Below are 26,217 nucleotides of genomic sequence, written 5' to 3' on the forward strand. Positions count from 1 at the left end.
CCTATCTCCGGATCAACACCGGTTCGATGCAATGTCGGGGTGAGCGAGGCGTGAGATCCGCCTACTCGGTCACTTCCACGACGCCGTGGGCTCCCCGCTCGGCGTCGGTCATCACGTGGTTGACCACCGGGTAGTTGCCCGCCTCGTCGAATTCCAGTTCCACGAAGCCGCCCTGAGCCGCTTCCAGGCCCAGGGCCTGGGACCCGCCGCCGGATTCGCCGAAGGCGTCCGTACCGTCCCGGAGTTGGTAGCCACCCTCCTTGTAGACCGTGTCGAACTGGTCCCCGACGATGTGGAAGCTGAACGGCCGGTTCGGTCCGGCGTCGAGCACCCAGAACCGGACCCGCTCCCCGACCTTCACCTTGAACGGCTCCTGGTCGTACTGGTTGGCCACCCCGTTGAAGACCACGAACGTGGGTTCCTGCCCTTCGGCCACCGCCGTGGCGTTGACGGGGTTGGCGTCCTCCTCCCGGGCGCCGTCACCGTCCATGTAGACCTCGGACTGGACCAGGACGTACTCGTGATCCACCTCCGGCAGGCCCTCCGGGTCGATGATCACGGCACCGTGCATCCCACCCGAGATGTGGGCGCTCATGGGCATGGTCGAGCAGTGGTACATCCAGATCCCGGACCGGTTGGCCGTGAACCGGTAGACCAGCTTCTCCCCCGGCGGGATGGTGCGCATGTTGTCATCCGGGGCCACCTCCCCCGCGTGGAAATCCACGGAGTGACCCATGGACCCGTTGTTGACCAGGGTCACCTCGAAGGTGTCGCCGACCTTGCCCCGCAGCGTGGGCCCTAGTCCGGATCCGTTGAACGTCCAGCGCTGCTGCCACACCCCCGGGGCCACCTCCAGCGGGACTTCAGTGACTTCGAGCGTGACTTCGTGGTCGGCATTCTCCGTGCCGTCGGTGACTTCCGCGGGTTCGAGCCCCGGATCCACGACGTCGGACAGCTCGGCTTCCGGATCGGCGGAGGCCTGGGAGCCACTGGCCTGGGCACCGTGGTCCATCCCGGCCATGGAACCCCCGGCGGACGGGTCCGTGTTCTGTGCCGCGACGTCACCCGCGCCGGCTCCGTCGCCTTCCGGGCCGCCCTGGACGTTGAGGTTGAACACCATGCCCATCTGGCGGTGCCCCGCGACCGTGCACCACCCTTCGATCGATTCCCCGACCACGCCCAGGTCCAGCTCCTCGCTCTCCTGGTACCGCAGGCGCTGGGTGCGTTCCGAGCCCATCTGGAGGTCGTGGACGTTGGCCTCGTCCTGGTTGGTCAGTTCGATGATCACGTGATCCCCCGCGTTGACCGTGGCGGTGTTGGGAGTGAAGCTCATGTTGACCGCGTCCACCTCCAGGCGCACGGTCTCTCCGGTGGGCGTGACCTCCGTGTCCGCGGTGTTCGACGAACCTCCCACGGCCTGCAGTCCGGCGGCACCGGGGTCCACACCGATGCCCACGGTCACCGCCAGGACCACGGCTGCCACTCCGGCCAGAGCACCGGAACCCGTGAGGGTCTTGGGCAGGTGAGGCTGCCCCGTCTTGGCCTGCGCGGCGGCAGCGGCACCCGCACGGTCGGCCACCGCGTGGGGGCGTCCGCCGTCGGCCTTCTCCTGGGCCATGGCCTTACGTTCCTGGACCGCCGCCTTGATGCCCAGCACCATGAGCGGCAGGAAGGAGGCAAGACCTGCCAGGACCACCACGGAGACGGCAACCTTCGCCCAGGACGGGATGGGCAGCAACCACACCGCCAGGCCCAGATTGATCACCGTGAGGCGCGCGCCCGCGTAGCGGTCCAGCCAGGCGGCACCCGCCTTGAGGACGCGCGGGCCGCCTCCCAGAACGGAGGGCAACAGGTAGCTCATGGCCCCGGTGACCAGTTGCACCAGGAACCCGACCGCCCAGACGCCACCGAGTTTGGGGTAGGCATCGGCCAGGCGCACGTCGTCGAGTCTCAGGACGGCCCATCCCGTGGCCAGACCGGCGATGCAGAACCACACGATCGCGGCCGCGATGGAAGCCGAGGCGAACTCCCGCGGCGGACGCTGGAGCATGGGTGCGATCAGGCTCCGCGCCCACCAGGCCAGGCCGATGGCGTAAAGGCCCAGACCCACGACGGCGACTGGTCGCCACCCGAGAAGAGCCCCCGTGAGCACCACCGCCAGAGCAGTGAGCAGGACGGGCAGGGACTGTTTGGCCAGCAGCTCGGCGCGGGGGTCCATGCGGGTGCGCAGGACGGTGGGCCAGAACGTCACGAGGGTCCCGACGACGGTCAGGCCGACCCAGCCCAGCAGCATGGTCATGGTGTGGGCGATCAACAGCCTGGAATGCCAGGTGTCCCCCAGCCCCCAGGCCAGCCCTGCACCGAATCCCGCACCGATCGGCATGCACGCCGCGGCGGCGATGTAGTACCGCACCACCACGCGGAAGCGCATGGGCAGCGCACGCTTGAGATCCCTGATCAGCGGCGCCGCATGCCAGATCACCGCTGCCGAGACCGCCACCACACCGACGGCGACCAGCCACCACTGCACAGACGGCACACCCACGAACACGGCCAAGGACCCGAGGGCCAGTAGTCCGAGCCTGCGGTTCTGCTGTGCCACGGCGTTCTCGTCCGCGCGGACCTTGAGCAGAGTGGACGCGAAATAGGCGCTCCAGACCATGATCGAGTGCGTGATGATGCCCAGACCCACCAGGTGGATCAGCAGCCAGGAAGCCGAGGGGATCCACACGTGGGCCAGGGACACGATCACCGCCATCCCCGCCCATGCCACAACCGCAAAGTCACGCCACCCGCGCCGCCGCCTCATCCGGCTGCTCCGTCCTGCGCGGGAGTTCGGCCCACGCCCTCGTTCTCGTCGGCGTTCGTGCCGCTGTCCGTGCCGTGGTCGTCTTCGTCGTCGCGACCGCCGTTCGCGTCCGTCGTCGATGTGCGGCGCCGTCCCGACCGTGAACGTTCACCGGATCGTGCGACCGAGAGGACCGCGGTCACCGCGAACAGGAGGATGCCCACCACGGCGATCACTCCCCCGGTCTGCCACAGTTCATCGACTCCCACGACGTCACCCATGGCCCGGTAGAGCATGCCCAGGTGCAGGATCACCAGCGGCCCCCACATGACGGACCGGTACGGCAGTGGCCTGCCCAGAACGGCGGGGAAGATCGTCGGAGCGTGGGCCATGATCATGGAGAACGCGAAGCCGAGGAACACCCCGTGGATCACCAGGTCGTAGGTTCCCGTGGTTTCGGGTCGCCCGGCGATCATCCACGTGAGACCAGCCACCGCCAGCCACAGGTTGCCGGCCAGCAAGGCGGCTGCGTTGAACCGGCGGAATCCCGAAGTCCGGATCATGCGCCGTCCGACGTCGTTGCGGGTCAACCACACCGCGGTGAGCAAACACACCGCGCCGAGCAGCCGAGCTCCCAGGTCCGGCCAGAGGACGGCGCTCGTGGCAGCCAGACTCAACGCGGAGGTGATCAGCAACAACGTGGGAATGGCGCGCGGACCGATCGAGAGCTGTGCCAGCTCGGCGCGTTCGGAGGCGATGGTGACCACCAGGAAGGCCACGAGCACTGGCAGAAGATTCGGCACCGCGGTGGTGAACCCCAGTCCGGCCCCCAGAGCGAGCAGCAGCGCCCCCGTCACTTGGGTCGCCACCAGGTCTGCGCGCGTTCTTCTCCACAGAGCGATCATGACGGTCAGGAACGCAACGGCCCCTTCCACTACCAGAAGTTTCCCCAGCAGGACCGGGGCACCCAGGATCAACAGGACCGATCCCAGGCCGAGAAGTGCGGGAGCGAGCAGGGCCAAGGGGTGACGCATGGCCTGCGCACGTTCCAGGGAGATCACGGTGCCAAGGAACCCCAGAACCATGACGGGCCCGTGCAGATCGCCGATCCGATCACTGTCCACCGGCGCCCACAGGCCGAGCCTCACCAGGCCCGCGTTCGATCCCGCCAGAAGGCTCAGCCCGCCCAGCACCAACAGCGCGGTGCGCGCACGACGCAGGCGGAGGGCTGGAGTGCGGGGGGTTGGATCCACACCCTCGATATTAATACACAGGCATCTGTATTAAATCGTGTACGGTGCTGCCATGCAGCAGCTCGGCACCGGCTCCACCTCCCCTTCCCCGCAACCGACGCCCGCCCAGATGCGCGTCCTCCGAACGGTCGGGGCACTGGGGGGAAGGGGCGTTCGGCACGCGGACGTTGCCGATTCGGCGGGCGGCCATCCCAACGCGGTGCGTCCGCACCTGGATGCACTCACCCGCGGCGGATTCCTGACAGTCAGCGAGGTGCGCAGCGGCCACCGGGGTCGACCGCCCAGGGTGTACGACCTGACCCCGGCCGGACGCACGCTGCTGACCCGCAACCCCGTGGGTGACGACAGCGCCCTGGTCGGCGCCCTCACCTCGTTCCTGGTCGATTCCGGGCACGGCCCCGACGACGCCCGTCGGGTCGGCGAGATCTGGGGAAAGGCCCTCGACGACGACGCAGTTCACCGCACGCCTCCCCCGGTGGTTGACGGCGTGACCGACGACCCCGGGGTCTCTCGGGTCCTGGACGTGATGGATTCACTGGGCTTCGATCCCGATCACGAATCGACCGGGCACGGTGACGGTCACACCGTCACGCTCAGGTCCTGTCCCATGCTCGACCTGGCGCAGGCCAACCCCGAGTTCGTGTGCCGCATCCACGAAGGCCTGATCACGGGTGTCCTGGCCCGATCCGGGACCGTGGCGCAGGTCCGTCTGCAGACACTTCTGGACGGCCGAACCTGCCGCATCCACATCGAGCGCGAGGCTGTCTGAATTCAGTTCCCGGGGCGAACGGTGAGGCACTGGGAGACGGCACCCACGGGCCCTTCGTCGTCGTGAATGACCGCGTGCGTCAGCCCCAGCCCGGTCGGCCCGAAGGACACGGAGGTGTCCAGCCCCACCCAAGGCCCCACGGGCTCGCGGAACAGGTGCGCCGTGAGGTCGAGATTCGGGAAGGAGACCTCGGTGTTGTCGGCCCGCGTCGCCACGCCGTTCATGACGTCCACCAGACCGAGCAGTCGCGCGGTGGGGCTCACGGGTTCCCCCTCGATCAGCGGCAGTTCGGTCGTGATCCACGCGGTCGCCCGTCCTGGCGCGCGCTCGGTCCTGCGGCCCTTGATGGACGCGATGAACCCTCCGGGCCACATCTCGGAACCGTTCCACTGCGGGAGTTCGGACGGCGGATCCACCGACTCCAGTCCGGTCCCGGCCAGCTCCTCCGTGGAATAGCGGTCCATGAGCCAGCCCCGGGCGATCACGGCGTCACGCCCGCCGTGCGACAGTCGGGCCTCGACCAGTTCGATGGTCCGCCCGGGGCGCAGCACGGTCACGGTCACGTCGATCTCGCCGATGGGAAAGGTGCCCAGGATGTCGTAGGAGACCCTGCCCAGCTGCAGTGCGTCGTCGCGCCGCGCGTCACGGTCGGTTTCGATGGCGTGTGCCAGGAGCCCGAGCGACGGGGCCACGTGTTGTTCCGCGGGGTTCCACCCTCCACCCACGTGCTCGGTGGCGCGGAACGTCGTCGCCCCGATGCGGTGGAAGTAGGCAACAGCTGAGGATTCTGAGGGTGTCGCGGTCATACTGACCATGATCACTCAGGGCCCGCCTCGGGGCACGCACATCATCGACAACACGTGGAGGGCACTTTCCATGACCGACCGCAAGCTCGTTTTCCTGGACGTCGACGGCACGCTGGTGGATTACCGGAACACCATTCCCGCGTCGGCGGTGGATGCCGTCCGGGGTGCGCGCCAACGTGGGCATCTGGTCTTCCTCTGCACGGGCCGCAGCAAGGCCGAGGTGTACGACGAGCTGTGGGAGATCGGCCTGGACGGGCTGGTCGGCGGCAACGGCAGCTATGCGGAGTATCGCGATGAGGTGGTGCTGGAACAGACCATGACCGCGGAGCAGTGCCGCCGGGTGGTGGACTGGCTGCACGAACGCGGCCTGGAGTTCTACCTGGAATGCAATGCAGGCCTGTTCGGCAGTGAGAACTTTGAAACGGCGGCTCAGCCGACCATCCGCGACTACGTGCGCGGCAAGGGGACGACCGACGTCGAATCCCTCACCGTCCGGGACGTGTTCCCCGACATGATCTTCGGCGCCGACTTGTACCGGACCGACGTCAACAAAATCAGCTTCGTCCTGAGCTCCATCGAGGACCATCACGCCGCCACACGGGATTTCCCCGATCTGCTCTCGGGGACGTGGGGCGGGCGCGGTGCCGCGGCCTTGTTCGGCGACCTGGGCGTCCCGAACATCTCCAAGGCCTACGCGATCGAGCGCTTGGTGGAGCACGTGGGCGCCCGGATCGAGGACACCATCGGTTTCGGCGACGCCACGGTGGACATCCCCATGCTGGAGGTGTGTGGTCTCGGGGTCGCGATGGGCAACGGGAGCGAGGACATCAAGGCCGTGGCGGGCCATGTGACGGACGACGTCGAGGCGGACGGCCTGGCCAACGCCTTCCGGCATCTGGGGCTCGTCGGCTGAGACTCGAGCCGTGAACTTCCTCCGAGGAAGCCTGATGAGTCGTGGGCCCTACCGGGATCGAACCGATGACACCTGCGGTGTAAACGCAGTGCTCTACCAGCTGAGCTAAAGGCCCTGACGCACGGTCCGGCTCGACGGATTGCCGTGGCGGACCTGCGTGGGAGACTCTACCGGACCCGAAGGACTCGAGGAATGCCGCACCACGGCCACCGAGTGGTCCGTTGCTCGACGGGAGGCTTGGGTGCACCGGGTGGACGACTTCTACAGACGCCAGCACCCGATGCTGACGGATACAGTACCCCGCCCCGGATGACGCGGAATACGCTGAGCGCATAGAACTGTGTCGCGCCGGGTATGAGCTTGGTCACATATGTGACATCTTGAGTTGTCCTCCCGTTAACCCGGGCACCTCACCCGCGGATCCACGACGGTTCGGCCTGCTCCAGGAACTGCGCCACCCCCGAGTCGATCTTCACGGCGGCATCCGCATCCGAGCGGGTCCTGCCGTGGTTGACGATCACCACCGGCTTGTTCGAACGCACGGCCCGGCGGACGAAGCGGCGTCCCGAGTGCACCGTGAGCGATGAACCGAGCACCAGGACAGCCTCGGCGACGTCCACGGCGGCAGTGGCCCGGGCGACGTCGTCGGCCTGAGCCTGTTCACCGAAGAACACGACGTGGGGCTTCACGATGCCGCCGCAGACCGGGCAGTCCGGGACCAGGTACTCACCGTCGGTCTGGATCTCCGCGTCGGCGTCCGGGGCGAATTCGATCTCGTTCGGGTCCTGGGAACGGCGGGCGACCTCCGGGTTGAGCTCATCGAGCATCCGGCCCCAGATCCCCCGAGGGATCAGGCTTCGGCAGGACGTGCACAGCACCTGGTCGTAGCGTCCGTGCAGATCGACGACGGCGAAGGACCCCGCCCGCTGGTGCAGCCGGTCGATGTTCTGGGTGATGACGCCGTTGACCCGCCCCGCGGCTTCGAGGCGCGCGAGTGATCGGTGCGTGGCATTCGGGGCCGACAGTTCCAAGTGGTGCCAACCCACCTGGTTCCTGGCCCAGTAGCGCGAGCGGTTGGCGGCAGATGCCATGAACTCCTGGTACGTCATGGGCTCACGGGGCAAGGAATCCGGCCCGCGGTAGTCCGGGATCCCGGAGTCCGTGGACACACCCGCCCCCGTCAGGACGGTGACGCGGCGCCCCACCAGGACGTCCAGTGCGGGACGGAGACCGGAGGCGAGGGTTGCGGCGTCGGGATCGGGGAACACGTCCTCCGCGCCACGCGGTCCGTATCCGGCGCCAAGGGTTCGGATCGGGCTCACTTAGGCGGGTTGCCCCTCCAACTTGGCCAACGCGCGACGGTAGGCCTCGGTGTCCCGTGGGGTCCCCATCTCCGCGGACGTGAACCGGTCGAGAATCAGTCCGTCGGCGTCGATCAAGAACGTGGTGCGGCTCGGCACACCCTTCTCCGGGTCCAGCACCCCGTAACTCTCCGCGACCTGACCGTGCGGCCAGAAGTCCGAGAGCAGGTCGAAGTCCAGGGATTCCTGATTGGCGAAGGCCTTGAGAACGTGGAAGGTGTCCGTCGAGACGGCCAGGAGCAAGGCATCGACCTCCTGGACCTCCTCAAACATGTCCTGGAGGCTGCACATCTCACCCGTACACACGGACGAGAAAGCGAAGGGGTAGAACACCAGCACCACGGGACGGCCACGGTGTTCGGAGAGTTGAACTTCCTCCCCGTACTGGTTGGTCAGGGTGAAATCCGGGGCGAACTGACCGACGTCGAGCATTTTTTGACCTCACAAGCTGTACACAACGAAACGTCGGCAACGTCTCGCGATCCACGTCCAGGCAGGGTTGTTTCCTCCACCCCACAACGGGGCGCCTGAAAATGACTGTTTGTTTCTAGAAGTTGCGTTTGGGTGCCAACCGCACGGCCGACCAGTCGGCACTGACCCCGGCGGTCGTGGTCCGGTGGAGTCCGGAGGTGGACGCAGCACCCTCCACCTCCGCGGGATTCACGTACCCGTCGCGACCGGACTTGGGGGTCAGCAGCCACACGACGCCACCCTCGTCCAGTTGGGATTGGGCATCGACCAAGGCGTCGACCAGATCTCCGTCACCGTCACGCCACCACAGCAGCACGGCGTCGACGACTTCCTGGTCCTCCTCGTCGAGGATTTCTTCCCCGGTGAGGTCCTCGATCCGTTCGCGCAGGTCGAAGTCGACGTCGTCGTCGTAGCCGAATTCCTGGACGATCGAATCCTCCGTGAGCCCCAGCTCGCTGATGGAATCCTCAGCGGTGGCCTTGGCCTCGCTCACTTCTTCACTCCTTACCGCGGGTCCGTTGACCCCGAATCGATTTCCCGGTGGTGCACCCCGTAAGGGTGTCGGTCACGACGACTCACGGGTCGCCGTCGGGGGGTGATGGCCCTGACGAACTGTCGTGCGCATAGCGGCCACGATCACCAGACAACACCGGATTGACCCCTGGTGCAAGCAGAGAGCGGGCAACACGGCAACTTGCATGGCGCACCGAAGTCACCCCATCCGACGTCGGATGCGACCAAAAACACTCTGCTGGTCTCCCCCACGAGTGAGGTCACCATCGCAGATCATGAGAACCTGCCTACACGGTGTGCGGAGGCCTCCCCGGATGTTGGATGATAGGAGCCAGTCTGTACGACCGACCCCACGCGCATCTGCCGCGGAACTCGACGAAGAGAGGTTGAACGTGGCTTCCGAAAGCAACAACCACATTCTCAGTGGACTCACCAACGAGCTGAAGGACTCGAACACCGAGGAGACCCAGGAATGGATCGAGTCCTTCGAGGATCTGGTGGAGACCCAGGGCACTGAGCGGGCGCAGTACATCATGCGCGCACTGCTCCAGTACGCCGGGGCCAAGTCCGTGGGCGTGCCCATGGTTACCACCACGGACTACATCAACACCATCCCCGTGGACCAGGAGCCCGAGTACCCGGGTGACGAGGAGATGGAGCGTCGCTACCGCGCACTGATGCGCTGGAACGCGGCCATGATGGTGCAGCGGGCGCAGAAGCCCGAGATCGGAGTGGGCGGGCACATCTCGTCCTTCGCCGGCGTGGCCACCCTGTACGAGGTCGGCCAGAACCACTTCTTCCGCGGCGCCGACCACCCCGGCGGTGGCGACCAGGTCTTCTTCCAGGGCCACTCGTCCCCCGGTAACTACGCCCGGGCGTTCCTGGAGGGTCGTCTAACGGAGGAGGATCTGGACGGCTTCCGCCAGGAGAAGACCAAGGAAGGGCACGCGCTGTCCTCCTACCCGCATCCCCGTCTGATGCCGGACTTCTGGCAGTTCCCCACCGTGTCCATGGGCCTGGGCCCCATGAACGCGATCTACCAGGCGCAGTTCAACCGGTACCTGCACAACCGCGGTATCAAGGACACCTCCGACCAGCACGTGTGGGCCTTCCTGGGCGACGGAGAGATGGACGAGCCCGAATCGCGCGGCCTGCTCCAGGCCGCGGCCAACGACAAGCTGGACAACTTGACCTTTGTGGTCAACTGCAACCTTCAGCGCCTGGACGGACCCGTTCGCGGTAACGGCAAGATCATCCAGGAACTCGAGGCGTTCTTCCGCGGTGCCGGATGGAACGTCATCAAGGTGGTCTGGGGCCGCGAGTGGGACGCCCTGCTGGAGAAGGACACCACCGGCAACCTGGTCAAGATCATGAACGAGACCCTTGACGGTGACTACCAGACCTACAAGGGCGAATCCGGCGGCTTCATCCGGGATCACTTCTTCGGCCGCACCCCGGAGACCAAGGAATTGGTCGCGGACATGACCGACGACGAGATCTGGAACCTCAAGCGCGGCGCGCACGATTACTTCAAGATCCACGCGGCGTACAAGGCAGCTTTGGAGTTCAAGGGCCAGCCGACGGTCATCCTGGCCCAGGGCGTCAAGGGTTACGGCCTCGGCCCGCACTTCGAGGCCCGCAACGCGACCCACCAGATGAAGAAGCTCACGGTGGAGGATCTCAAGACCTTCCGTGACGCGCTGCGCATCCCGATCGAGGACAGCCAACTCGAGGACCAGTACAACGCCCCGTACTACCACCCGGGCCCCGATGCACCGGAGATCAAGTACCTGCTGGAACGGCGCGAACAGCTCGGTGGGTTCCTCCCCGAGCGCCGCCACCCGCAGAAGGAGATCACCCTTCCGTCGGACAAGGCCTTCAGCTCTGCCAAGAAGGGCTCCGGCAAGCAGCTGGCCGCCACCACCATGGCGCTGGTCCGCGTGCTCAAGGACCTCATGCGGGAGAAGGACTTCGGTCACCGCATCGTCCCGATCGTCCCCGATGAGTCCCGCACGTTCGGCATGGACGCGTTCTTCCCGACGTCCAAGATCTACAACCCGAACGGGCACAACTACCTGTCCGTGGATCGGGAGCTCATGCTCTCTTACAAGGAGTCCGAGAAGGGTGTGATCCTGCACCCGGGCATCAACGAGGACGGCGCCAGCAGCCAGTTCATCGCTGCGGGCACCTCCTACGCGACCCACGGCGAACCGATGGTCCCGTTCTACATCTTCTATTCGATGTTCGGGTTCCAGCGCAGCGGCGACAACTTCTGGGCCGCCGCCGACCAGCGGGCCCGCGGGTTCATCGTCGGCGCGACTGCCGGACGCACCACCCTGACCGGTGAGGGCACCCAGCACGGCGACGGGCACTCCCCCGTGTTGGCCAACACCAACCCCGCCGTCATCACCTACGACCCGGCCTACGGGTACGAGATCGGGCACATCGTCCGCCGCGGCATCGAGCAGATGTACGGCAACAAGGACGAGGACCACGACGTCATGTACTACCTGACGGTCTACAACGAGCCGATCCAGCAGCCCGCTGAACCGGAGAACGTCGACGTCGAAGGCATCCTCAAGGGCATCTACCTGCTCAAGCCCGCCGAGAACGAGGGGCCCCGCGCCCAGTTGCTGGCCTCCGGCGTTGCCGTGCCGTGGGCGCTCGATGCGCAGAAGATGCTGGCCGAGGACTGGGGTGTGTCCGCAGACGTCTGGTCGGTCACCTCCTGGACGGAGCTGCGCCGTGACGCCTTGGCCGCGGAGAAGGAAGCCTTCCTGAACCCGAGTGAGGGTGCCCGCACCCCGTACGTGACGCAGGCCCTGGCCGGGGCCACCGGCCCGATCGTGGCTTCCACGGACTACGTCTCCGAGCTGCCGGACATGATCCGTCAGTACGTCCCCAACGATTTCGCCACGCTGGGAGCCGACAACTTCGGCTTCGCGGACACCCGCGCCGGGGCTCGCCGTTGGTTCCACATCGACTCTGCCTCCATGGTGGTCCGCACCCTGGAGATGCTGGCCAAGCGCGGTGAGGTCGACTGGTCCGCACCGCAGCAGGCCATCGAGAAGTACGACCTGTTGAACCCCAAGGCGGGGACCTCCGGCAACGCTGGCGGCGACGCCTGAGTCGGTGAACCGGCCGATACGGCACCGGAACAGCTCGACTGTTCCGGTGCCGTATTGTTTTGGCCATGCCAAAGGAGACTGCACCGGAGCCGCAGAGCACGGCCACCGGGGGAAAGGACCAGAAAGGGTCCGGCCTCCTGGGCTCCGGGTCCCGCTGGATCCTGGGCGGGCGCACCTCGCGCCCTCACCAGCAGCGCACCGCCCGGACAGGGGCTCCCCTTCCGTCCAAGAAGACCTTGGAGGGCATTCGTTCCAATGTCGGAGCCATGTCCGGGGTGGCCGTCCAACGCCTCGAATCGGAACTGCCGTGGTTCCGTGACCTGCGTCCCAAGGACCGTTCGGAGCTCGGCCTGGTTGCGCAGCGCGGGATCGCTGCCTTCGTCACCTGGTACGAACAGCAGGACGACGACGGTCTGCTGCTGAACCGCCTGTTCCGGGACGCACCCACCGATCTGGCGCGAGCCATCTCCTTGCAGCAGGCGTTGCAGGTCATGCGCGTGGTGGTGGAAGTGGTCGAGGACAAGGTTCCCGAACTTGCCTCCGGTCATGACGAAGCAGTCCTGAGAGAAGGAGTGCTGCGGTATTCGCGGGACATCGCGTTCGCCGCTGCCGACGTGTACGCCCGGGCGGCCGAGAACCGGGGTTCCTGGGACGCACGCCTGGAGGCACTGGTGGTCGACGGCGTGTTGCGCGGTGAACACACCGACTCCCTGCGCTCCCGGGTGGCCGCACTGGGTTGGACGAGCACGGGGCCCGTCACGGTCATGGTCGGCTACGCACCCGAACAGACCAGTCCCGCCGGAGTGGCCCGGATCCGACGCACCCTGTCCAAGCACACGACGGACGCCCTGGTCTCCATCCAGGGCAACCGCCTGGTGTTGATCCTGGCCGGGCTCAGCACCCTGGACCGCTCCCTGGAGCGGATCGTGGGACTCTTCGGCCCCGGCCCCGTGGTGCACGGACCGGAGGCGGTCAATCTTTTTGCGGCGGCCGATTCCGCCGAACCCGCGCATGCAGCCCTGTCGGTGGCTCCGGCCTGGCCGGAGGCGCCCCGACCGGTCGACTCCGAGGAGTTGTGGCCCGAACGACTCATGGCCGGTGACGCCACGGCTCGCACGGCGCTCGTCGAACAGATCTACCGCAAGCTGTCGGGGAGTTCGACCGGGCTGACGGAAACCCTGTCCACCTACGTGTCCGTGGGCCACTCACTGGAGGCCACCGCAAGGGAACTGTTCGTCCACGCGAACACCGTGCGATATCGTCTCCGGCGCATTTCCGATCTCACGGGTTGGGACCCGCTGGTGCCGCGGGACGCATTCGTCCTGCAGTGCGCGATCGTCGCGGGGCGCCTCGTGGACGACTGCGCACCCGACGGGGACGCCCCCGCCGCCGACCGGGGAGCGTGAACACACGGTCTTTGTGCGACCCCTACAAAGGCGGCCGCCGGGCTTGGTCCGTCACGCTCCCCCTCCCACGGCCCCACGATTTGGTGCAATGGTCTGGTGATTGCGATCGTCTGCCCTGGACAGGGCGCTCAGAAACCCGGTTTGTTCAACGAATGGCTCGAACTCGACGGTGTGCGGGAGCACTTGGCCGCCCTCTCCGAGGCTGCGGGCCTGGACCTCGTGCACTACGGCACCGAGGCCGACGAGGAGACCATCAAGGACACCGCCGTCGCCCAGCCGCTGATCGTGGCGGCCGGTCTGATGGCCGGGCGCCTGCTCAAGGAACAGCTCGCCGGGCGGGATGACCTCGTGTTCGCGGGGCACTCCGTAGGTGAGATCACCGCGTCGGCGCTGTCCGGTGCCCTGAGCGAGTCCGAAGCGATGACCTTTGTCCGCACCCGCGCCACGGCGATGGCGGCTGCCGCCGCCACGTTGCCCACCGGCATGTCCGCGGTCCTCTCGCCCAAGGAGGACGAGGTGCGCGCTGCGATCGAGGCCGCCGGTCTGACCGCGGCCAACTCCAACGGCGGCGGCCAGATCGTGGCCGCCGGAACCCTGGAACAGCTGGAAGTGTTCGCCGCCGAGCCGCCCGCCCGGGCCCGGGTGATCCCGCTCAAGGTCGCGGGAGCCTTCCACACCCAGCACATGTCCCCGGCCCTGGCTCCCCTTCGGCAGCTGGTGCAGGAACTCTCGCCGCGGGACCCGGACTCCGTGCTGCTCTCCAACTTCGACGGTCAGCCCGTGTCCGGCGGTGCAGCCAACCTGGGCTCCCTGGTGGAACAGGTCTGCCGTCCGGTGCGGTGGGACCTCTGCATGCAGCAGCTGGTGGAGATGGGAGTGGAGCAGATGGTCGAACTCCCGCCCGCCGGCACGCTGGTCGGTCTGGCCAAGCGCGGTATGAAGGGCGTGCCCGCCACCGCCGTCAACACGCCGGAAGAACTCGACGCAGCCCGTAAGATCTTGGCCTGAGGCGTCTCCCACGCCGGCCGTCACTTCGTTCGAAGGAGCTTCCACCTCGTGGTGACTCTCAAGCAGTACACGCCCACCGCCCACTCCCGGATCCTGGGAATGGGTGCCTACCGTCCCGACACGATCGTCACGAACGACGACGTGTGCCAGTGGATCGATTCCTCGGACGAATGGATCCGTCAACGCACGGGCATCGTGACCCGTCACCGTGCCGACGCCGACACCAGCGCCCTGGACATGGCGCTGGCCGCCTCGAAGGAAGCGATCGAAGCGGCGGGAATCGAACCCTCCCAGGTGGACACCGTCCTGGTGTCTTCCATCTCCTACCCGTACCTGACGCCGTCGATGTCCGCCGTGCTCACGGAGCAGCTGGGCGCCACCCCGGCGGCCGCCTACGACATCTCGGCAGCCTGTGCCGGTTACTGCTACGGGATCGGCCAGGCCGACGCGATGGTCCGCTCCGGCATGAGCACCTACGTGCTGGTGGTCGGCGTGGAGAAGCTCTCCGACGTGATCGACAACGGGGAACGCTCCATCAGCTTCCTCCTGGGTGACGGCGCGGGCGCGGCCGTCGTCGGACCCTCCGACACCCCGGGCATCGGCCCTACGGTGTGGGGCTCGGACGGGTCCAAGCACGAAGCCATCCGCATGACCCACCCGCTGACCGACATCCGCGACGCCGAGGCGGGGAAGCCGCGGCCGTTCCGCAAGGATCTGGCCGACCCGGAGACCGGGACCATGCCCGAGGACGCTCCCCTGTGGCCAACTCTCCGACAGGACGGCCAGACGGTGTTCCGTTGGGCCTCCTTCGAGGCTGCCAAGAAGGTCACCGAGGCCCTGGAAGCCGCGGGTCTGCAGCCGGAGGACCTGGGCGCCTTCATCCCGCACCAGGCGAACATGCGGATCATCGACCAGATGGCCAAGGTCCTCAAGCTCCCCGAGTCCGTGGTGATCGCCCGCGACATCGCGGACGCCGGCAACACCTCCGCCGCCTCGGTCCCGTTGGCCGCACACCGGTTGCTGCAGGAACACCCGGAGCTCTCCGGCAAGCCTGCCCTGCAGATCGGCTTCGGCGCCGGTCTGGTCTACGCGGCCCAGGTAGTGATCCTGCCCTGACCCGCCCCGTGTTCCGGTCCGGTCCCGCACCGATACCACGAACACCCCACGACGACGGTCCTGCGGCCGTGGTGGAACGCATCGACTGCGCAACATTCGCAACAAGTCGGACGTAACCGCCCGGGGACCGGCCACGGACACCAGGCACGGCCTGGTCGTCGTACAGTGGCACCGCACTGCACTCCCGGTCGTCCCGGGGCGGAAACCCGCCCGTGGCAGACGATCCACCGGTCGTCCTCCGTCGACCGAAACCACAGCAGGTCCCGCACAGGGGCCGCGAGGAAAGGAATGCCGACATGGCGAGCAAGGAAGAGATTCTGGCCGGCCTGGCCGAGATCGTGAACGAGGAGACCGGCCTGGAGACCGAGGCCGTTCAGCTCGACAAGAACTTCACCGAGGACCTGGACATCGACTCCATCTCCATGATGACCATCGTGGTCAACTGCGAGGAGAAGTTCGAGGTCACCATTCCGGACGAAGAGGTCAAGAACCTCAAGACCGTCCAGGACGCCGTCGACTTCATCGACAACGCCCAGGGCTGAGTCCGTCCCCACGCGTCGCGGTGCGTGGGTCGGCTCCCGCCGGGTCCGTCACGGATCAGGCCGACCGCAGCCCCACGCACCGCGCCACGCACCAGGCGTCAGCCCCTAACCGGACCCCAGGAGTAGTGCACACATGGCCCGCAAAGTAGTCGTCACCGGTTTGGGTGCAACCACACCCATCGGTGGCACCGTTTCCGAACTCTGGCAGAACGCCCTGGCCGGCGTTTCCGGTGTGACCAAGCTCGACCAGGACTGGGTCGAGACCTACGATCTCGCTGTACGTATCGCGGCAGCCGTTTCCACCCCCGCTTCCGAGGTCCTCACTCGGGTCGAGGCCAAACGTCTGGACCCTTCGGGACAGCTCTCCATGATCGCCGCCCGTGAGGCCTGGGCCGACGCAGGTTTCTCCGCCGCCAACGCCGACGACGCCGAAGAAGTGGACCCCACCCGCGTTGCAGCCGTCTTCGGTACGGGCATCGGCGGGGCCTGGACCCTGCTCAGCGGATGGGACACCCTGCGGGAGAAGGGCCCGCGTCGCGTCATGCCGCTGACCGTGCCGATGCTCATGCCCAACGGCAACGCCGCGACCGTGAGCATGGAACTCAAGGCCCGCCGCGCCGCCATCACGGCCGTCTCCGCGTGTGCTTCCGGTACCGAGTCGTTCTACCAGGGCCTGGACCTGATTCGCCTGGGCAAGGCCGACGTCGTGATCGCCGGTGGTGCGGAATCCGCCAACCACCCCATCAACTTCGCGGCCTTCGGTGCCATGCAGGCCCTGTCCCGCCGCAACGACGAGCCCGAGCGCGCATCGCGCCCCTATGACATCGACCGTGACGGCTTCGTCATGGCCGAAGGCGCGGGTGCCGTGATCCTCGAATCGGAAGAACACGCCAAGGCTCGTGGCGCGCGGATCTACTGTGAATTGGCCGGCGCCGGGCTCTCCGCGGACGCCTTCCACATCACCGCCCCCGACGACGCCGGGACCGGCGCCACGCGTGCGATCGTCGAGGCCATGGAGTCCGGTGAGTTCGTCGCTGAGGACGTCATCCACGTCAACGCCCACGCGACCTCCACCCCGAAGGGCGACATTCCGGAGGCCGGGGCCGTGCGCAACGCCTTCGGTTCCGCCACGGACAACATCCCGGTTTCGGCGACGAAGTCGATGACCGGCCACATGCTGGGCGGGTCCGGTGCCGTCGAGGCGATCCTGGCGATCAAGGCCCTGACGGAGCGCACGGCACCGTGCACCATCAACCTGGACAACAAGGACCCCCAGATCGACCTGGACGTCGTGACCACTCCCCGCGAACTCCGCAAGGATGGCGGCGTGGTGGTGTCCAACTCGTTCGGCTTCGGCGGGCACAACGCCGTCGTCGCTTTCCGGGACTACTGAGCCGATGAGCCCCGGTCTCTGATTGAGGCCGGGACCACCCCCGATTTCGGGCATGAGGAAGGCCCCCACCACGGTGGGGGCCTTCCTCATGCCCGAAAGTCCTGCCGGAAAGGACCGGGGGGCTCAGTTGCGCGTGAGACTCAGGAGACGCGGTGCAGCCAACGCACCGGGACGCCCTCAGCGGCCAGCCGGAAGGGTTCGAGTTCCTCGTCCCAGGCTTCGCCGAGGGCCAGGGAGAGTTCGTTGACCACCAGGCTGGGGTCGCCCTTGGCGTTCTCGTACGCGAATCGAATGCGGTCCTCCGAGACCACGACGTTGCCCGCGGCATCGGTGGTCGCGTGGAAGACACCCAGGTCGGGTGTGAAGGACCAGCGTGACCCGTCGTTGCCCGGTGAGGGCTCTTCGGTGATTTCGAAGCGGATCTTACCCAGGGTGCGCAAGGCGGAGGCCATGAGTGCCCCCGTTCCGGCGGGACCGGCCCATTCGAGTTCGGCACGGACCGCCCCGGGCGCTGCCTCCTGGGGAACCCAGTGCAGCCCGGTTCGGCCACGCGAAAGGGACTCCAGTGCCCACTGGACGTGAGGGCACAGAGCCTGCGGCGCGGAGTGGATCTGCAACACTCCTCGCGTGATGGATGACGACATGACCTGTTCCTCCGGCGTGTAGGTGCGTCTTCCCCAACGACCTGCCACGGATCTGGCGGAAGAACCTGGTGCGGTTCGGTCCGGTCCATCGGTGTCTTGCGGTGATCGCGGCCGGGATTCGAGGCCCGGTCGGACACGGCACGACCTATGAAGTTCTGGAATGTCCCGGCGACGTGGATTCGAGGCCACAGGACGGGACACGGCAATCTTTCTCGATTCGGGGCACTTCCGTCAACCTGAGACGGGAACTGAAACAGTGAACATCAGTCCTGAACTGGACAGAGTGTTGTGTCCAAATGGACGTCGTGACGAATCCGCGCCTATGCGCGCGGGTGGGCCTGCTGGAAAGCTGCGCCGAGGCGGTCGACGGAGACGTGTGTGTAGATCTGCGTGGTGGACACGGATTCATGACCCAGGAGTTCCTGCACACTACGCAGGTCCGCTCCACCGTCCAGGAGGTGAGTGGCCGCCGAGTGCCGCAGCGCGTGCGGCCCGGTCGCCGAGACGTCGGGCCGTCGCCCCAACTCACGATTGACCACGTCCCGGATCTGGCGGACACCCATGCGTTTCCCTCGTGTGCCCAACAGGAAGGCCGCGCCGGAGCCGCTGCCCGCCAGGTGGTCACGTCGGCTCAGCCACAGACGCACCGCATGGTCGGCGGGGCCCCCGAACGGGACGGTCCGCTGCTTGTCCCCCTTGCCCGTGACCCTCATGGTCCGGCGTTCCAGGTTGAGGTCGGGTAGGTCCAGACCCGCCAGTTCCGAGACCCGGACACCGGTGGCCCAGAGCAGTTCGACGATCACACGGTCCCTGGCGGCCACCGCCAGGTCGCGCGGTTCCAGGTCAGTGCTGTCGCTGCGTGCGGCCAGGTCCTGGGCGATCTCCTGCAGGTCCCGTGGTGAGACCGTGTCTGGCAGGTGTGACCCGCGTTTGGGCGAGGTCAGACGCAAGGTCGGGTTGGTGCTGGTCCGCCCCGTGGCGGTGGTCCAGGCAAAGAAGGTCCGCAGGGCAGAGGTCCGGCGCGCCGCTGAGCTGGCGCTGCTGCCTTGGGTGAGGCGTTGTGCGAGCCAGGCCCTGATGACGTCCAGGTCGATCAGGTCGAGGTCGCTCGGCCCGGGAGTCTGCCCCGCTTGCTGGTCGCCGTCGTCCATCAGGTCCGAGGCGAACGAGAGCAGGGAACCCACGTCCCCCGTGTACGCCGCGACCGTGGCCGCGCTGCGGGAGCGTTCGAGGCTGAGGTGATCCGCGAAGTCTCGCAGCAGGTCCTGGTGTTTGCCCGTTGCGGGAGGTCGCTGGGTGCCGCGCATCATGGTTCACCTCCCTCGGCCAGTCACTTCAAGGGGCCGGTTGGACCAGGCCCTGTCCTACTCGTGCAGTGTAGTCAGCGGTGTCACGGTCGACCCTCAGCTGGGGGCCGTCAGCGTCTGCGCGGCCTGACCCACACTCCCCCGCGGTCGATGGCAAGGCCCGCGCGTTCCAGACGCCGAAGCCCACCCAGGACCGCGCCGACGGGCAGCCCAGCGACTTTGGCCAGGGAGTCCACGGTGGCGCCGGAGGTCACGGGAAGGGCGTCCGCCAGGTGTTTGTCGGTTTCGTCGAGCCCGTCGAAGATCTCGGTCTGGTGGCCCTTGTCGGACTCCGGTTGTGCCCCCAGAGGCCCGGCGAGCGCCAGGAAGTCGTCAATATCGGTCACCAGCACCGCAGCACCCTCACGAATCAGCCTGTGACATCCCGCGGAGGTCGCGGACTGGACTGAACCGGGAACCGCGCCCACGGGCCGGGACAGGTCGTTGGCGTGGTGCGCGGTGCTCTGGGCCCCTGACCGCCACCGGGATTCGGTGACGAGGGCGGCCGTGGCAAGTGCCGCGATGAGCCTGTTGCGGTCCAGGAACCTGAAGCGCGCCGGCATGGTGCCCGGTGCCGCCTCGGAGAGCACCAGCCCGCGATCCACGATCTCGTGCAGGAGTTCCTGGTTGCCGCGCGGGTACAACCGGTCCACGCCGCCGGCCATGACCGCGACCGTGGGAACACCGGCGGTTCCCGCGGCCAACGCGGCCCGGTGCGCGGCTTCGTCCACGCCGTAGGCACCACCCGAGATGACGGTCCATCCCCTTGTGGCCAGTCCCCCGGCCAGGTCGAAGGTCACGGTGCGCCCGTAGCTGCTGCAGTCCCGCGAGCCGACGACGGCGACCGTGGCGGCTCCGATCGCCGACAGCCGGTACCGTTGCCCTCTCCCCCACAGGCAGACCGGTTGTTGGAGTCCGAGGTCACGGAGGCCGTCCGGCCAGTCGTCGTCCTCCGGGGTGCACTGCCAGATCCCGATGCGCTCGGCCCGAGCCAGATCAGCGGCCGGATCGATGCCTGCTGCGCGGGTCTTCCACCGCGCGGCGGCCCTGGCCACGCCGGTCTGCATGGCCGCACCGTGCTCCCGAACGGTCTTCTCCAGACGGTCGTGCTCAGCCCCGGTCACTCCCCTGCGCCCGGAGATGACCTCCCAGGCCGCGCACGGACCCAATGCGGCCAGCACCAGGTGCCCCGTGAGGTCCCGCGGTTCCAAGACCGTGGACAAACCGGCACGAGCGACCGCGATCTCCTGTGCACTCCGACCGACGCCGTGTGTCATGACAGGGCCGCCGATCGGAAGTAGAGGGCCGTGTCCACGTCCTCGGCAGTGGGGGCGTCACGGCCGTCCAGGTCGGCCACCGTCCAGGCCACTCGGAGCACGCGCTGCATTCCGCGGGCGGTCAGTGCCCCGCGCTCCATCTCGTGCTCCAAGGCGGCGGTCACCTTGGGCGGTCGTCTCAGTCGGCCGGTCAGCAGGGCAGCCCCGATTTCCGCATTGCACCGGAGACCGAACGGCCCCAGACGGTACCCCTGGGCCGCCCTGGCCGATGCCACCCGCGCGGCCACGGTGGCAGAGTCCTCTCCGCCGTGGCCCGCCGTCAGTTCCGCGTAGCTCACGGGTGGCACCTGGATTCGCAGGTCCACCCGGTCCAGGAGCGGACCGGAGAGTTTGCCGAAGTACGAACGGCGTTCCCGCGGGGTGCAACGGCATTCCTGGGCCTTCCCCGTGGCACGTCCGCACGGACACGGGTTGGCGGCAAGAACCAGCTGGAACCGGGCCGGGTAGCGGGCGCTGGCGGCCGCGCGGTCGATCCGCACCGTCCCTGTCTCCAGGGGCTGCCGTAAGGCGTCGAGGACCCCACGATCGAACTCCGGGGCCTCGTCCAGGAACAGCACGCCCCTGTGCGCCCTCGACACCGCCCCTGGCCGTGGGATGCCGCTGCCACCGCCCAACAGAGCCGCTGCGGAGGCCGAATGGTGCGGGCTCTCGAAGGGTGGACGACGGATCAACTCGTGGCGCGGTCCGACCCGGGCTCCCAAGGATCTGACGGCGGTCACCTCGGTCGCGGCGTCGTCGTCGAGAACGGGGAGGAGGCCCGGGAGTCGCTCGGCCAGCAGCGTCTTGCCCGAGCCCGGCGGGCCACTCATGAGCAAGTGATGACCACCCGCTGCCGCCAGTTCCACCGCCGCTCGGCCGTCGTACTGGCCCGCCACGTCGGCAAGGTCCGGCGGTTCGGGCTCCAGATCCTCCGGGACGGCAGACGCGACCTCCTGCTCCGACGCCACGGGCCGGACCAGATCCTTGGGGTCGGCCCCGGCGGCTTCCAGGACGTCGGCCAGGCAGTCGAAGCCCTGCACCTGTACTCCAGGGACCAGTGCCGCCTCGGCAGCATTGGCGGTTGCGACGACGATCCGAGGGAAGCCCTCACGCACCGCGGCCAACACGGCCGGCAGAACGCCCCGCACCGGCCGTAATGCACCATCCAAGGCCAACTCGGCCAGATAGATCACCTGCCCGGTGCGCGGCATGACGCCGTCGGCCTGCAACACGGACACCGCGATGGCCAGGTCGAAGTGCGAACCCTTCTTGGGCAACATGGCCGGGGTGAGATTCACCGTGATCTGTCGCGGACTCAGCGCCACCCCGGAGTTGCGCGCGGCCGATCGCACCCTGTCCTTGGACTCCCGGACCGACAGATCCGGCAGGCCCAACACGTTGAAACTGGGCAGCTGAGACCCGATGTCCGTCTCGACGTCGACGACCGTTCCCTCCAGGCCGATCAAGGCGACCGAAAGCGCCCGGGCAAATCTCTGCGCAACCATGGTCCCGCTCCGCTCCTGAGTCGACCGTTACCGGCGGCGCCCTCTCGAGGCGCCGACCCGCTCAGCATGGAACACGGGAGCCCATCGCCGAGGTGCCTTTGATCTCGACCCAGCAGAACACCAGGACGCCGGACAGGAAGTCCACCTGTGGAGCCACATTTGCGCGGAGGCACTGTTTCCAGGGCACGCACCCGGCAGCCACGATCACTCGATCAACCCCGGACGGTGGTGCAGCCGCACCGTCGCAGCAGAGTGCCCGGCACCGCCGGCCGGACGTGTCACGAGCACTGCCACCGCGTCCACCCGCCGCGGGCGAGTCTGCTCCCCCTGTTCACGGGCCCAGGCCGCCAACAGGCGGTGCAGTCGTCGTAGTTTCACCGGGGTGATCGAGTCCAGAGGGTGACCGAACCCCGTCCCGCTGCGGGTCTTGACCTCCACACCGACCAGCGTGTCTCCGATCAGCACCACCAGGTCCAGTTCACCCTTCACACCGTGCTCGGAGAGCCTGGCACGCCAGTTGGTCGCCAGTACCCGCGCGCCGCGGCACTGCAGGTACTGGGCGGCCCAACGTTCCCCGGCGCGGCCGAGAGTTTGACGGGGATCCCGGTCAGGGAAGGATCCGTGGCCGGTGGGGTTCTCTGGCACGTGAGGTCCTCACGTCGGCGGGGCTGGTTTTGATTCCCAGCATCACCGCGCACCGCAGTTCGGCCGGCACAGGAGCGGGTCTTGTGGAAAACCCCTCCCGCACCCGCAGAGCTCTCTCAGCGGGTGGGCACACCCAGGTTCCAGGAACGCCGATGCTGCTCCGAGGCCCCGAGCCGCACCAGGGCGTCACGGTGCTGAGCGGACCCGTAGCCCTTGTTGCGTTCCCACCCGTAGGCCGGGTGCTCCGCGGCCAACTGCGCCATGACGTCGTCGCGTTCCACCTTGGCGACCACGGACGCTGCGGCAATGGACGCACACGTCAGGTCACCCTTCACAATCGTGCGAATGGGACCGTCCCAGACCGGAGCTGCACCCGCTGTCAGTGCCGGGTCGCCCGGCAGCCCGCTCAGGAGGTCCGTGTCCGGCGTCGTGAGCCAGTCGTGCACCCCGTCCAACAGGACGACGTCGGGCCAAGCCTCGGGTGCAATTGCGGCCAGGGCCCGGCAACCTGCAAGCCGAAGGGCACCGATGATTCCGAGCGCGTCGATCTCCTGCGGAGTGGCCGACCCCGTCGTGAGGCTCACGGCCCACTCCCTGAGCTCCGGGACCAACTCCGTCCGGACGGCTGGTCGCAGCAGCTTGGAGTCACGCAACCTCGACGGCGCGAGTCCCACGTCGGCGTCCATGACGGCAACCCCTACGGTCACGGGGCCCGCCAGTGCACCGCGGCCGACCTCGTCCATCCCCGCCACTCGGACAGCACCCTCGGCCAGCAGACGATGCTCCGTGTCCGAGGTCGGTGGGACACTCACCACCAGCCGCCTCCGGAGGTGTCGGTTCTGTCCGGGACCTCGTCGAACACCGCGTGTTGGTCCCCCAAGGGGCCCATCCGCGAGACCGGCAGGGTCACCACGAACGCGGTCCCCACCACGTCATCCTTGCTCACGAAGGCCTTCTCCTCCGGCAGGTAGAAGCGGGAGTCCCCGGACGAGGAACGCCGGTCCCCGAGCACGAAGTAGTGGTTCTCGGGAACGATCACGTCGAAGGCGATGTCTGACGGCGCTTCGGAATCGGACAGATACACACCTGTTTCGTTGAGGGCGACGTCGTTGACCACGATCCTCCCCCGCGCATCACAGCACGTGACACGGTCGCCACCGACGCCGATGACGCGTTTGACCACGTGGTTGTCCGAGTCATCGACGGTCACGCCGAGAAAGGCCAGCCCGTCCACCACCCAGTCACCGACGGAGGCGGGTTCGTCCGCGGGCGGCAGCCATCCCTGGGTGTCTTCGAAGACGATGACGTCGCCGCGATCGGCGCTGCGCAGCGTCGAGTCCAGGACATTGACGAACACGCGGTCGCCCGTCATCAAGGTCGGCTCCATCGCATCGGACGGAATGACGAACCCGCGAACCAGTAGGTGCTTGGCGACGAACGCGATGAACAGTCCCCACACCAGAACCACGGCGATTTCGCGCAGAACCGTGACCACCCGTCCCGGTCGGCCCGGGGGCAGGTCTGGTTCATCGGTTCGGCCTCTCGGCCGACGTCGATACATCGGCACGCCGTCGGCACGGACGCTCGGCGCGTCACCGAGGTCTTCCCAGCGTTCGGGCACCCACGCCGGGGGCTCCGAACCGCGGAAAGTCACTGGGTGCTCCCGGACTCTTTCTCGATGCGGGCGAAGGTGTCGTCCTGGCTGGAAACACCCTCCCAGCGATCGATCGGCCAGACGATCGCGGCGGCCTTGCCCACGATGTCCTCGTCACGGATGAATTCTGTGCCCTGTTCGATGTGGTAACGCGAGTCCCCCGAGGCCGAACGGTGGTCGCCCATCATGAAGTACTCGCCCTCCGGCACGGTGACCTCGAAGGGAATCTCGGAGGCGGCGTCACCTTCATAGAGGTACGGCTCCTCGAGTGCCACACCGTTGACGGTCACCCGTCCGTCGGCGTCGCAGCAGGCCACGGTGTCCCCGCCCACGCCGATGACACGCTTGATCAGATAGTTGGTCGTGGTGTCCGGAGCCAGGCCCACGAACTCCAGACCGCGGCGCACGGGGCTGGTCTGGGCGCCCGTGGAAGGCATCCACCCCTGGGTGTCCTCGAAGACCGCGACGTCGCCCCGTTCCAGGTCGCCGTACCAGGACTGGGCAACGTTGACCCCGATCTTGTCGTCGAGCTGCAGCGTGTTCTCCATGGAACCGGAGGGGATGAAGAAGATCCGGAACAGGAAGGTCTTGACCAGGAAGGAGATCACCAACACCACGACGACGGTGATCAGGATTTCCTTGAGGATCCCCCCGCTGGACTCCTTCTCGGTACCCGGCTTCCGGTCCTTCGATCCCCGGCGGGTCTGCTCGGCCTCTGGGGCGGTGCCGTCGGAACGGCCGTTGATCGGGGAATCGGGGGTCTCCCCATGGGAAGCGGTGGGGTTCTCGCTCACGAGAGGTCCTTCCGGAAACGTCGGACGGGGACGGCGGCCGCTCCGGGCACGCCTTGGACTGTTGGTCGGGCGCTACAGCGGGTCTGTGCGCCCGAGAGGCCACAGTACAGCGGTCGGCTCACCGATGACTCTATCCGCCCGGACCAGTCCACCGCCCGGGGCGCCCAGGAGGGATCGAGAGTCCACGGACACGGAACGATGGTCTCCCAGGAGCCACACACGGCCTTCCGGCACGACGACGTCGAACTTCGTGTCACTGGGTGAGTCGCCCGGGTAGAGGTAGGGCTCGTCCAGGGGTTCGCCATTGACCAGCACGCGGCCGTCGTCGTTGCAACAGGACACGGTGTCACCGGGGATGCCGATGACTCGCTTGACGAAGACGTCCTCACTGGGGCGCAGTCCCAGCCAAGTACCGACCTGCTGTGCGGCGTTGACCAGGGGCGGGTCCTCGTCGAGCGGGGCGAAGGAGCCGCGCCCGTCGAAGACGACCAGTTGCCCGCGATCGAGCTCATCCGGGTCCAGGGTCTTGGTGACCAGCAGCCGGTCCCCGGGTTCCACGGTGGGCTGCATGGACGTGGAGCCGACGTAGTAGACATCGACCACCCACATCCGCAGACCAAGCACCAGGAGCAGGGCGAAGGCAACGGCCAGGGTGACCAACCGCCACCCGTGGGTCCAACGGGTCAACGCGTCGCGGACGGACTCAACCGGCCGGTCGCCGGAGGGGGAACCCTGCTCGGACGCCGAGAACCCGGCCGCAGCAGGATCTGCGACCGGGTTCTCGTGAGGTGAGTGCTCGAGCAAGGCGGTGGTGAACCGGGAACGGCGTCACCGCCGAGCCCTTGG

The 26,217-nt window shown here is 67.5% G+C and carries 23 protein-coding genes and 1 tRNA gene; 8 read left to right on the forward strand and 16 right to left on the reverse strand.

Features of this window, described 5'->3' with window-relative positions:
- Positions 1–61 precede the first annotated feature (61 nt).
- Positions 62–2,809, reverse strand: a complete 2,748-nt coding sequence (locus GWK18_RS09095) for a multicopper oxidase domain-containing protein (protein WP_166834768.1) — start codon at positions 2,807–2,809, stop codon at positions 62–64.
- Positions 2,806–4,041 (reverse strand): hypothetical protein, encoded by a 1,236-nt coding sequence (locus tag GWK18_RS09100; protein WP_209280925.1) that lies wholly within the window; start codon positions 4,039–4,041, stop codon positions 2,806–2,808. Before GWK18_RS09100 ends, GWK18_RS09095 begins: the two co-directional genes overlap by 4 nt.
- Positions 4,042–4,093: 52 nt before the next feature.
- Here GWK18_RS09100 and GWK18_RS09105 point away from each other — a divergent pair, with 52 nt between their 5' ends.
- Positions 4,094–4,810, forward strand: a complete 717-nt coding sequence (locus GWK18_RS09105) for a hypothetical protein (protein ID WP_166834770.1) — start codon at positions 4,094–4,096, stop codon at positions 4,808–4,810.
- A 2-nt stretch (positions 4,811–4,812) separates the two neighbouring features.
- Here the strand turns inward: GWK18_RS09105 and GWK18_RS09110 are convergent, their stop codons facing one another.
- Positions 4,813–5,616 carry a thioesterase family protein gene (locus GWK18_RS09110; protein ID WP_166834772.1) on the reverse strand — a complete coding sequence of 268 codons (804 nt, stop codon included), beginning with the start codon at positions 5,614–5,616 and terminating at the stop codon, positions 4,813–4,815.
- 70 nt (positions 5,617–5,686) lie between these two features.
- Here GWK18_RS09110 and GWK18_RS09115 point away from each other — a divergent pair, with 70 nt between their 5' ends.
- Positions 5,687–6,529: an HAD family hydrolase gene (locus GWK18_RS09115; protein ID WP_166834774.1), complete on the forward strand. Its 843-nt coding sequence runs from the start codon at positions 5,687–5,689 to the stop codon at positions 6,527–6,529.
- Positions 6,530–6,571: 42 nt separating this feature from the next.
- Here the strand turns inward: GWK18_RS09115 and GWK18_RS09120 are convergent.
- The 4 genes from GWK18_RS09120 to GWK18_RS09135 all read right to left on the reverse strand — a co-directional run bounded on the left by GWK18_RS09120 (position 6,572) and on the right by GWK18_RS09135 (position 8,854).
- Positions 6,572–6,644: transfer RNA gene (locus GWK18_RS09120), tRNA-Val, on the reverse strand.
- A 295-nt stretch (positions 6,645–6,939) separates the two neighbouring features.
- Positions 6,940–7,851, reverse strand: coding sequence for a Sir2 family NAD-dependent protein deacetylase (locus GWK18_RS09125; RefSeq protein WP_123826474.1), 912 nt, complete (start codon positions 7,849–7,851; stop codon positions 6,940–6,942).
- Positions 7,852–8,322, reverse strand: a complete 471-nt coding sequence (locus GWK18_RS09130; protein WP_166834776.1) for a peroxiredoxin — start codon at positions 8,320–8,322, stop codon at positions 7,852–7,854.
- Positions 8,323–8,437: 115 nt separating this feature from the next.
- Positions 8,438–8,854, reverse strand: a complete 417-nt coding sequence (locus GWK18_RS09135) for a DUF3052 domain-containing protein (protein WP_123826470.1) — start codon at positions 8,852–8,854, stop codon at positions 8,438–8,440.
- Between the two features lie 412 nt (positions 8,855–9,266).
- Here GWK18_RS09135 and aceE point away from each other — a divergent pair, with 412 nt between their 5' ends.
- The 6 genes from aceE (at position 9,267) to GWK18_RS09165 (ending at position 17,467) form a co-directional block, all read left to right on the forward strand.
- Positions 9,267–12,002 (forward strand): pyruvate dehydrogenase (acetyl-transferring), homodimeric type, encoded by a 2,736-nt coding sequence (aceE, locus tag GWK18_RS09140; RefSeq protein WP_348535911.1) that lies wholly within the window; start codon positions 9,267–9,269, stop codon positions 12,000–12,002.
- Positions 12,003–12,067: 65 nt separating this feature from the next.
- Entirely contained in the window at positions 12,068–13,408 is a 1,341-nt protein-coding gene (locus GWK18_RS09145; RefSeq protein WP_166834780.1) for a helix-turn-helix domain-containing protein, read from the forward strand.
- A gap of 96 nt (positions 13,409–13,504) precedes the next feature.
- Positions 13,505–14,416 (forward strand): ACP S-malonyltransferase, encoded by a 912-nt coding sequence (locus GWK18_RS09150; protein ID WP_166834782.1) that lies wholly within the window; start codon positions 13,505–13,507, stop codon positions 14,414–14,416.
- 48 nt (positions 14,417–14,464) lie between these two features.
- Positions 14,465–15,532 carry a beta-ketoacyl-ACP synthase III gene (locus GWK18_RS09155; protein ID WP_166834784.1) on the forward strand — a complete coding sequence of 356 codons (1,068 nt, stop codon included), beginning with the start codon at positions 14,465–14,467 and terminating at the stop codon, positions 15,530–15,532.
- A 296-nt stretch (positions 15,533–15,828) separates the two neighbouring features.
- The gene (locus GWK18_RS09160; protein WP_006215098.1) at positions 15,829–16,074 is read left to right on the forward strand and encodes an acyl carrier protein; all 246 of its coding nucleotides are present in this window, start codon (positions 15,829–15,831) and stop codon (positions 16,072–16,074) included.
- 133 nt (positions 16,075–16,207) lie between these two features.
- Complete coding sequence (locus tag GWK18_RS09165; protein ID WP_123826460.1) at positions 16,208–17,467, forward strand: beta-ketoacyl-[acyl-carrier-protein] synthase family protein; 1,260 nt, start codon at positions 16,208–16,210, stop codon at positions 17,465–17,467.
- Between the two features lie 140 nt (positions 17,468–17,607).
- On the opposite strand, the gene GWK18_RS09170 is transcribed toward GWK18_RS09165, so the two are convergent.
- The 9 genes from GWK18_RS09170 to lepB (GWK18_RS09210) form a co-directional block, all read right to left on the reverse strand.
- Positions 17,608–18,111, reverse strand: a complete 504-nt coding sequence (locus GWK18_RS09170) for a DUF3145 domain-containing protein (protein WP_123826458.1) — start codon at positions 18,109–18,111, stop codon at positions 17,608–17,610.
- Between the two features lie 320 nt (positions 18,112–18,431).
- Positions 18,432–19,421 carry a tyrosine recombinase XerC gene (locus tag GWK18_RS09175; protein ID WP_233568874.1) on the reverse strand — a complete coding sequence of 330 codons (990 nt, stop codon included), beginning with the start codon at positions 19,419–19,421 and terminating at the stop codon, positions 18,432–18,434.
- Between the two features lie 107 nt (positions 19,422–19,528).
- Positions 19,529–20,734: a DNA-processing protein DprA gene (dprA, locus tag GWK18_RS09180; RefSeq protein ID WP_123826456.1), complete on the reverse strand. Its 1,206-nt coding sequence runs from the start codon at positions 20,732–20,734 to the stop codon at positions 19,529–19,531.
- The gene (locus GWK18_RS09185) at positions 20,731–22,278 is read right to left on the reverse strand and encodes a YifB family Mg chelatase-like AAA ATPase (RefSeq protein ID WP_123826454.1); all 1,548 of its coding nucleotides are present in this window, start codon (positions 22,276–22,278) and stop codon (positions 20,731–20,733) included. The genes dprA and GWK18_RS09185 overlap by 4 nt, the downstream gene beginning before the upstream one ends.
- Before the next feature lie 204 nt (positions 22,279–22,482).
- Positions 22,483–22,923 (reverse strand): YraN family protein, encoded by a 441-nt coding sequence (locus GWK18_RS09190; protein ID WP_123826452.1) that lies wholly within the window; start codon positions 22,921–22,923, stop codon positions 22,483–22,485.
- 116 nt (positions 22,924–23,039) lie between these two features.
- Positions 23,040–23,735: a ribonuclease HII gene (locus tag GWK18_RS09195; RefSeq protein ID WP_233568873.1), complete on the reverse strand. Its 696-nt coding sequence runs from the start codon at positions 23,733–23,735 to the stop codon at positions 23,040–23,042.
- A complete protein-coding gene (gene lepB, locus GWK18_RS09200; protein ID WP_123826450.1) occupies positions 23,732–24,577 on the reverse strand; it encodes a signal peptidase I in 846 nt (281 codons plus the stop codon). The genes GWK18_RS09195 and lepB (GWK18_RS09200) overlap by 4 nt, the downstream gene beginning before the upstream one ends.
- On the reverse strand, positions 24,574–25,371 hold the full coding sequence (gene lepB, locus GWK18_RS09205) for a signal peptidase I (protein ID WP_123826448.1): 798 nt from the start codon (positions 25,369–25,371) through the stop codon (positions 24,574–24,576). The genes lepB (GWK18_RS09200) and lepB (GWK18_RS09205) overlap by 4 nt, the downstream gene beginning before the upstream one ends.
- A 72-nt stretch (positions 25,372–25,443) precedes the next feature.
- Positions 25,444–26,175 carry a signal peptidase I gene (lepB, locus tag GWK18_RS09210; RefSeq protein ID WP_325049559.1) on the reverse strand — a complete coding sequence of 244 codons (732 nt, stop codon included), beginning with the start codon at positions 26,173–26,175 and terminating at the stop codon, positions 25,444–25,446.
- Between the last annotated feature and the right edge of the window lie 42 nt (positions 26,176–26,217).

This window comes from Kocuria sp. JC486, assembly GCF_011602805.1.
GTDB lineage: Bacteria > Actinomycetota > Actinomycetes > Actinomycetales > Micrococcaceae > Kocuria > Kocuria soli.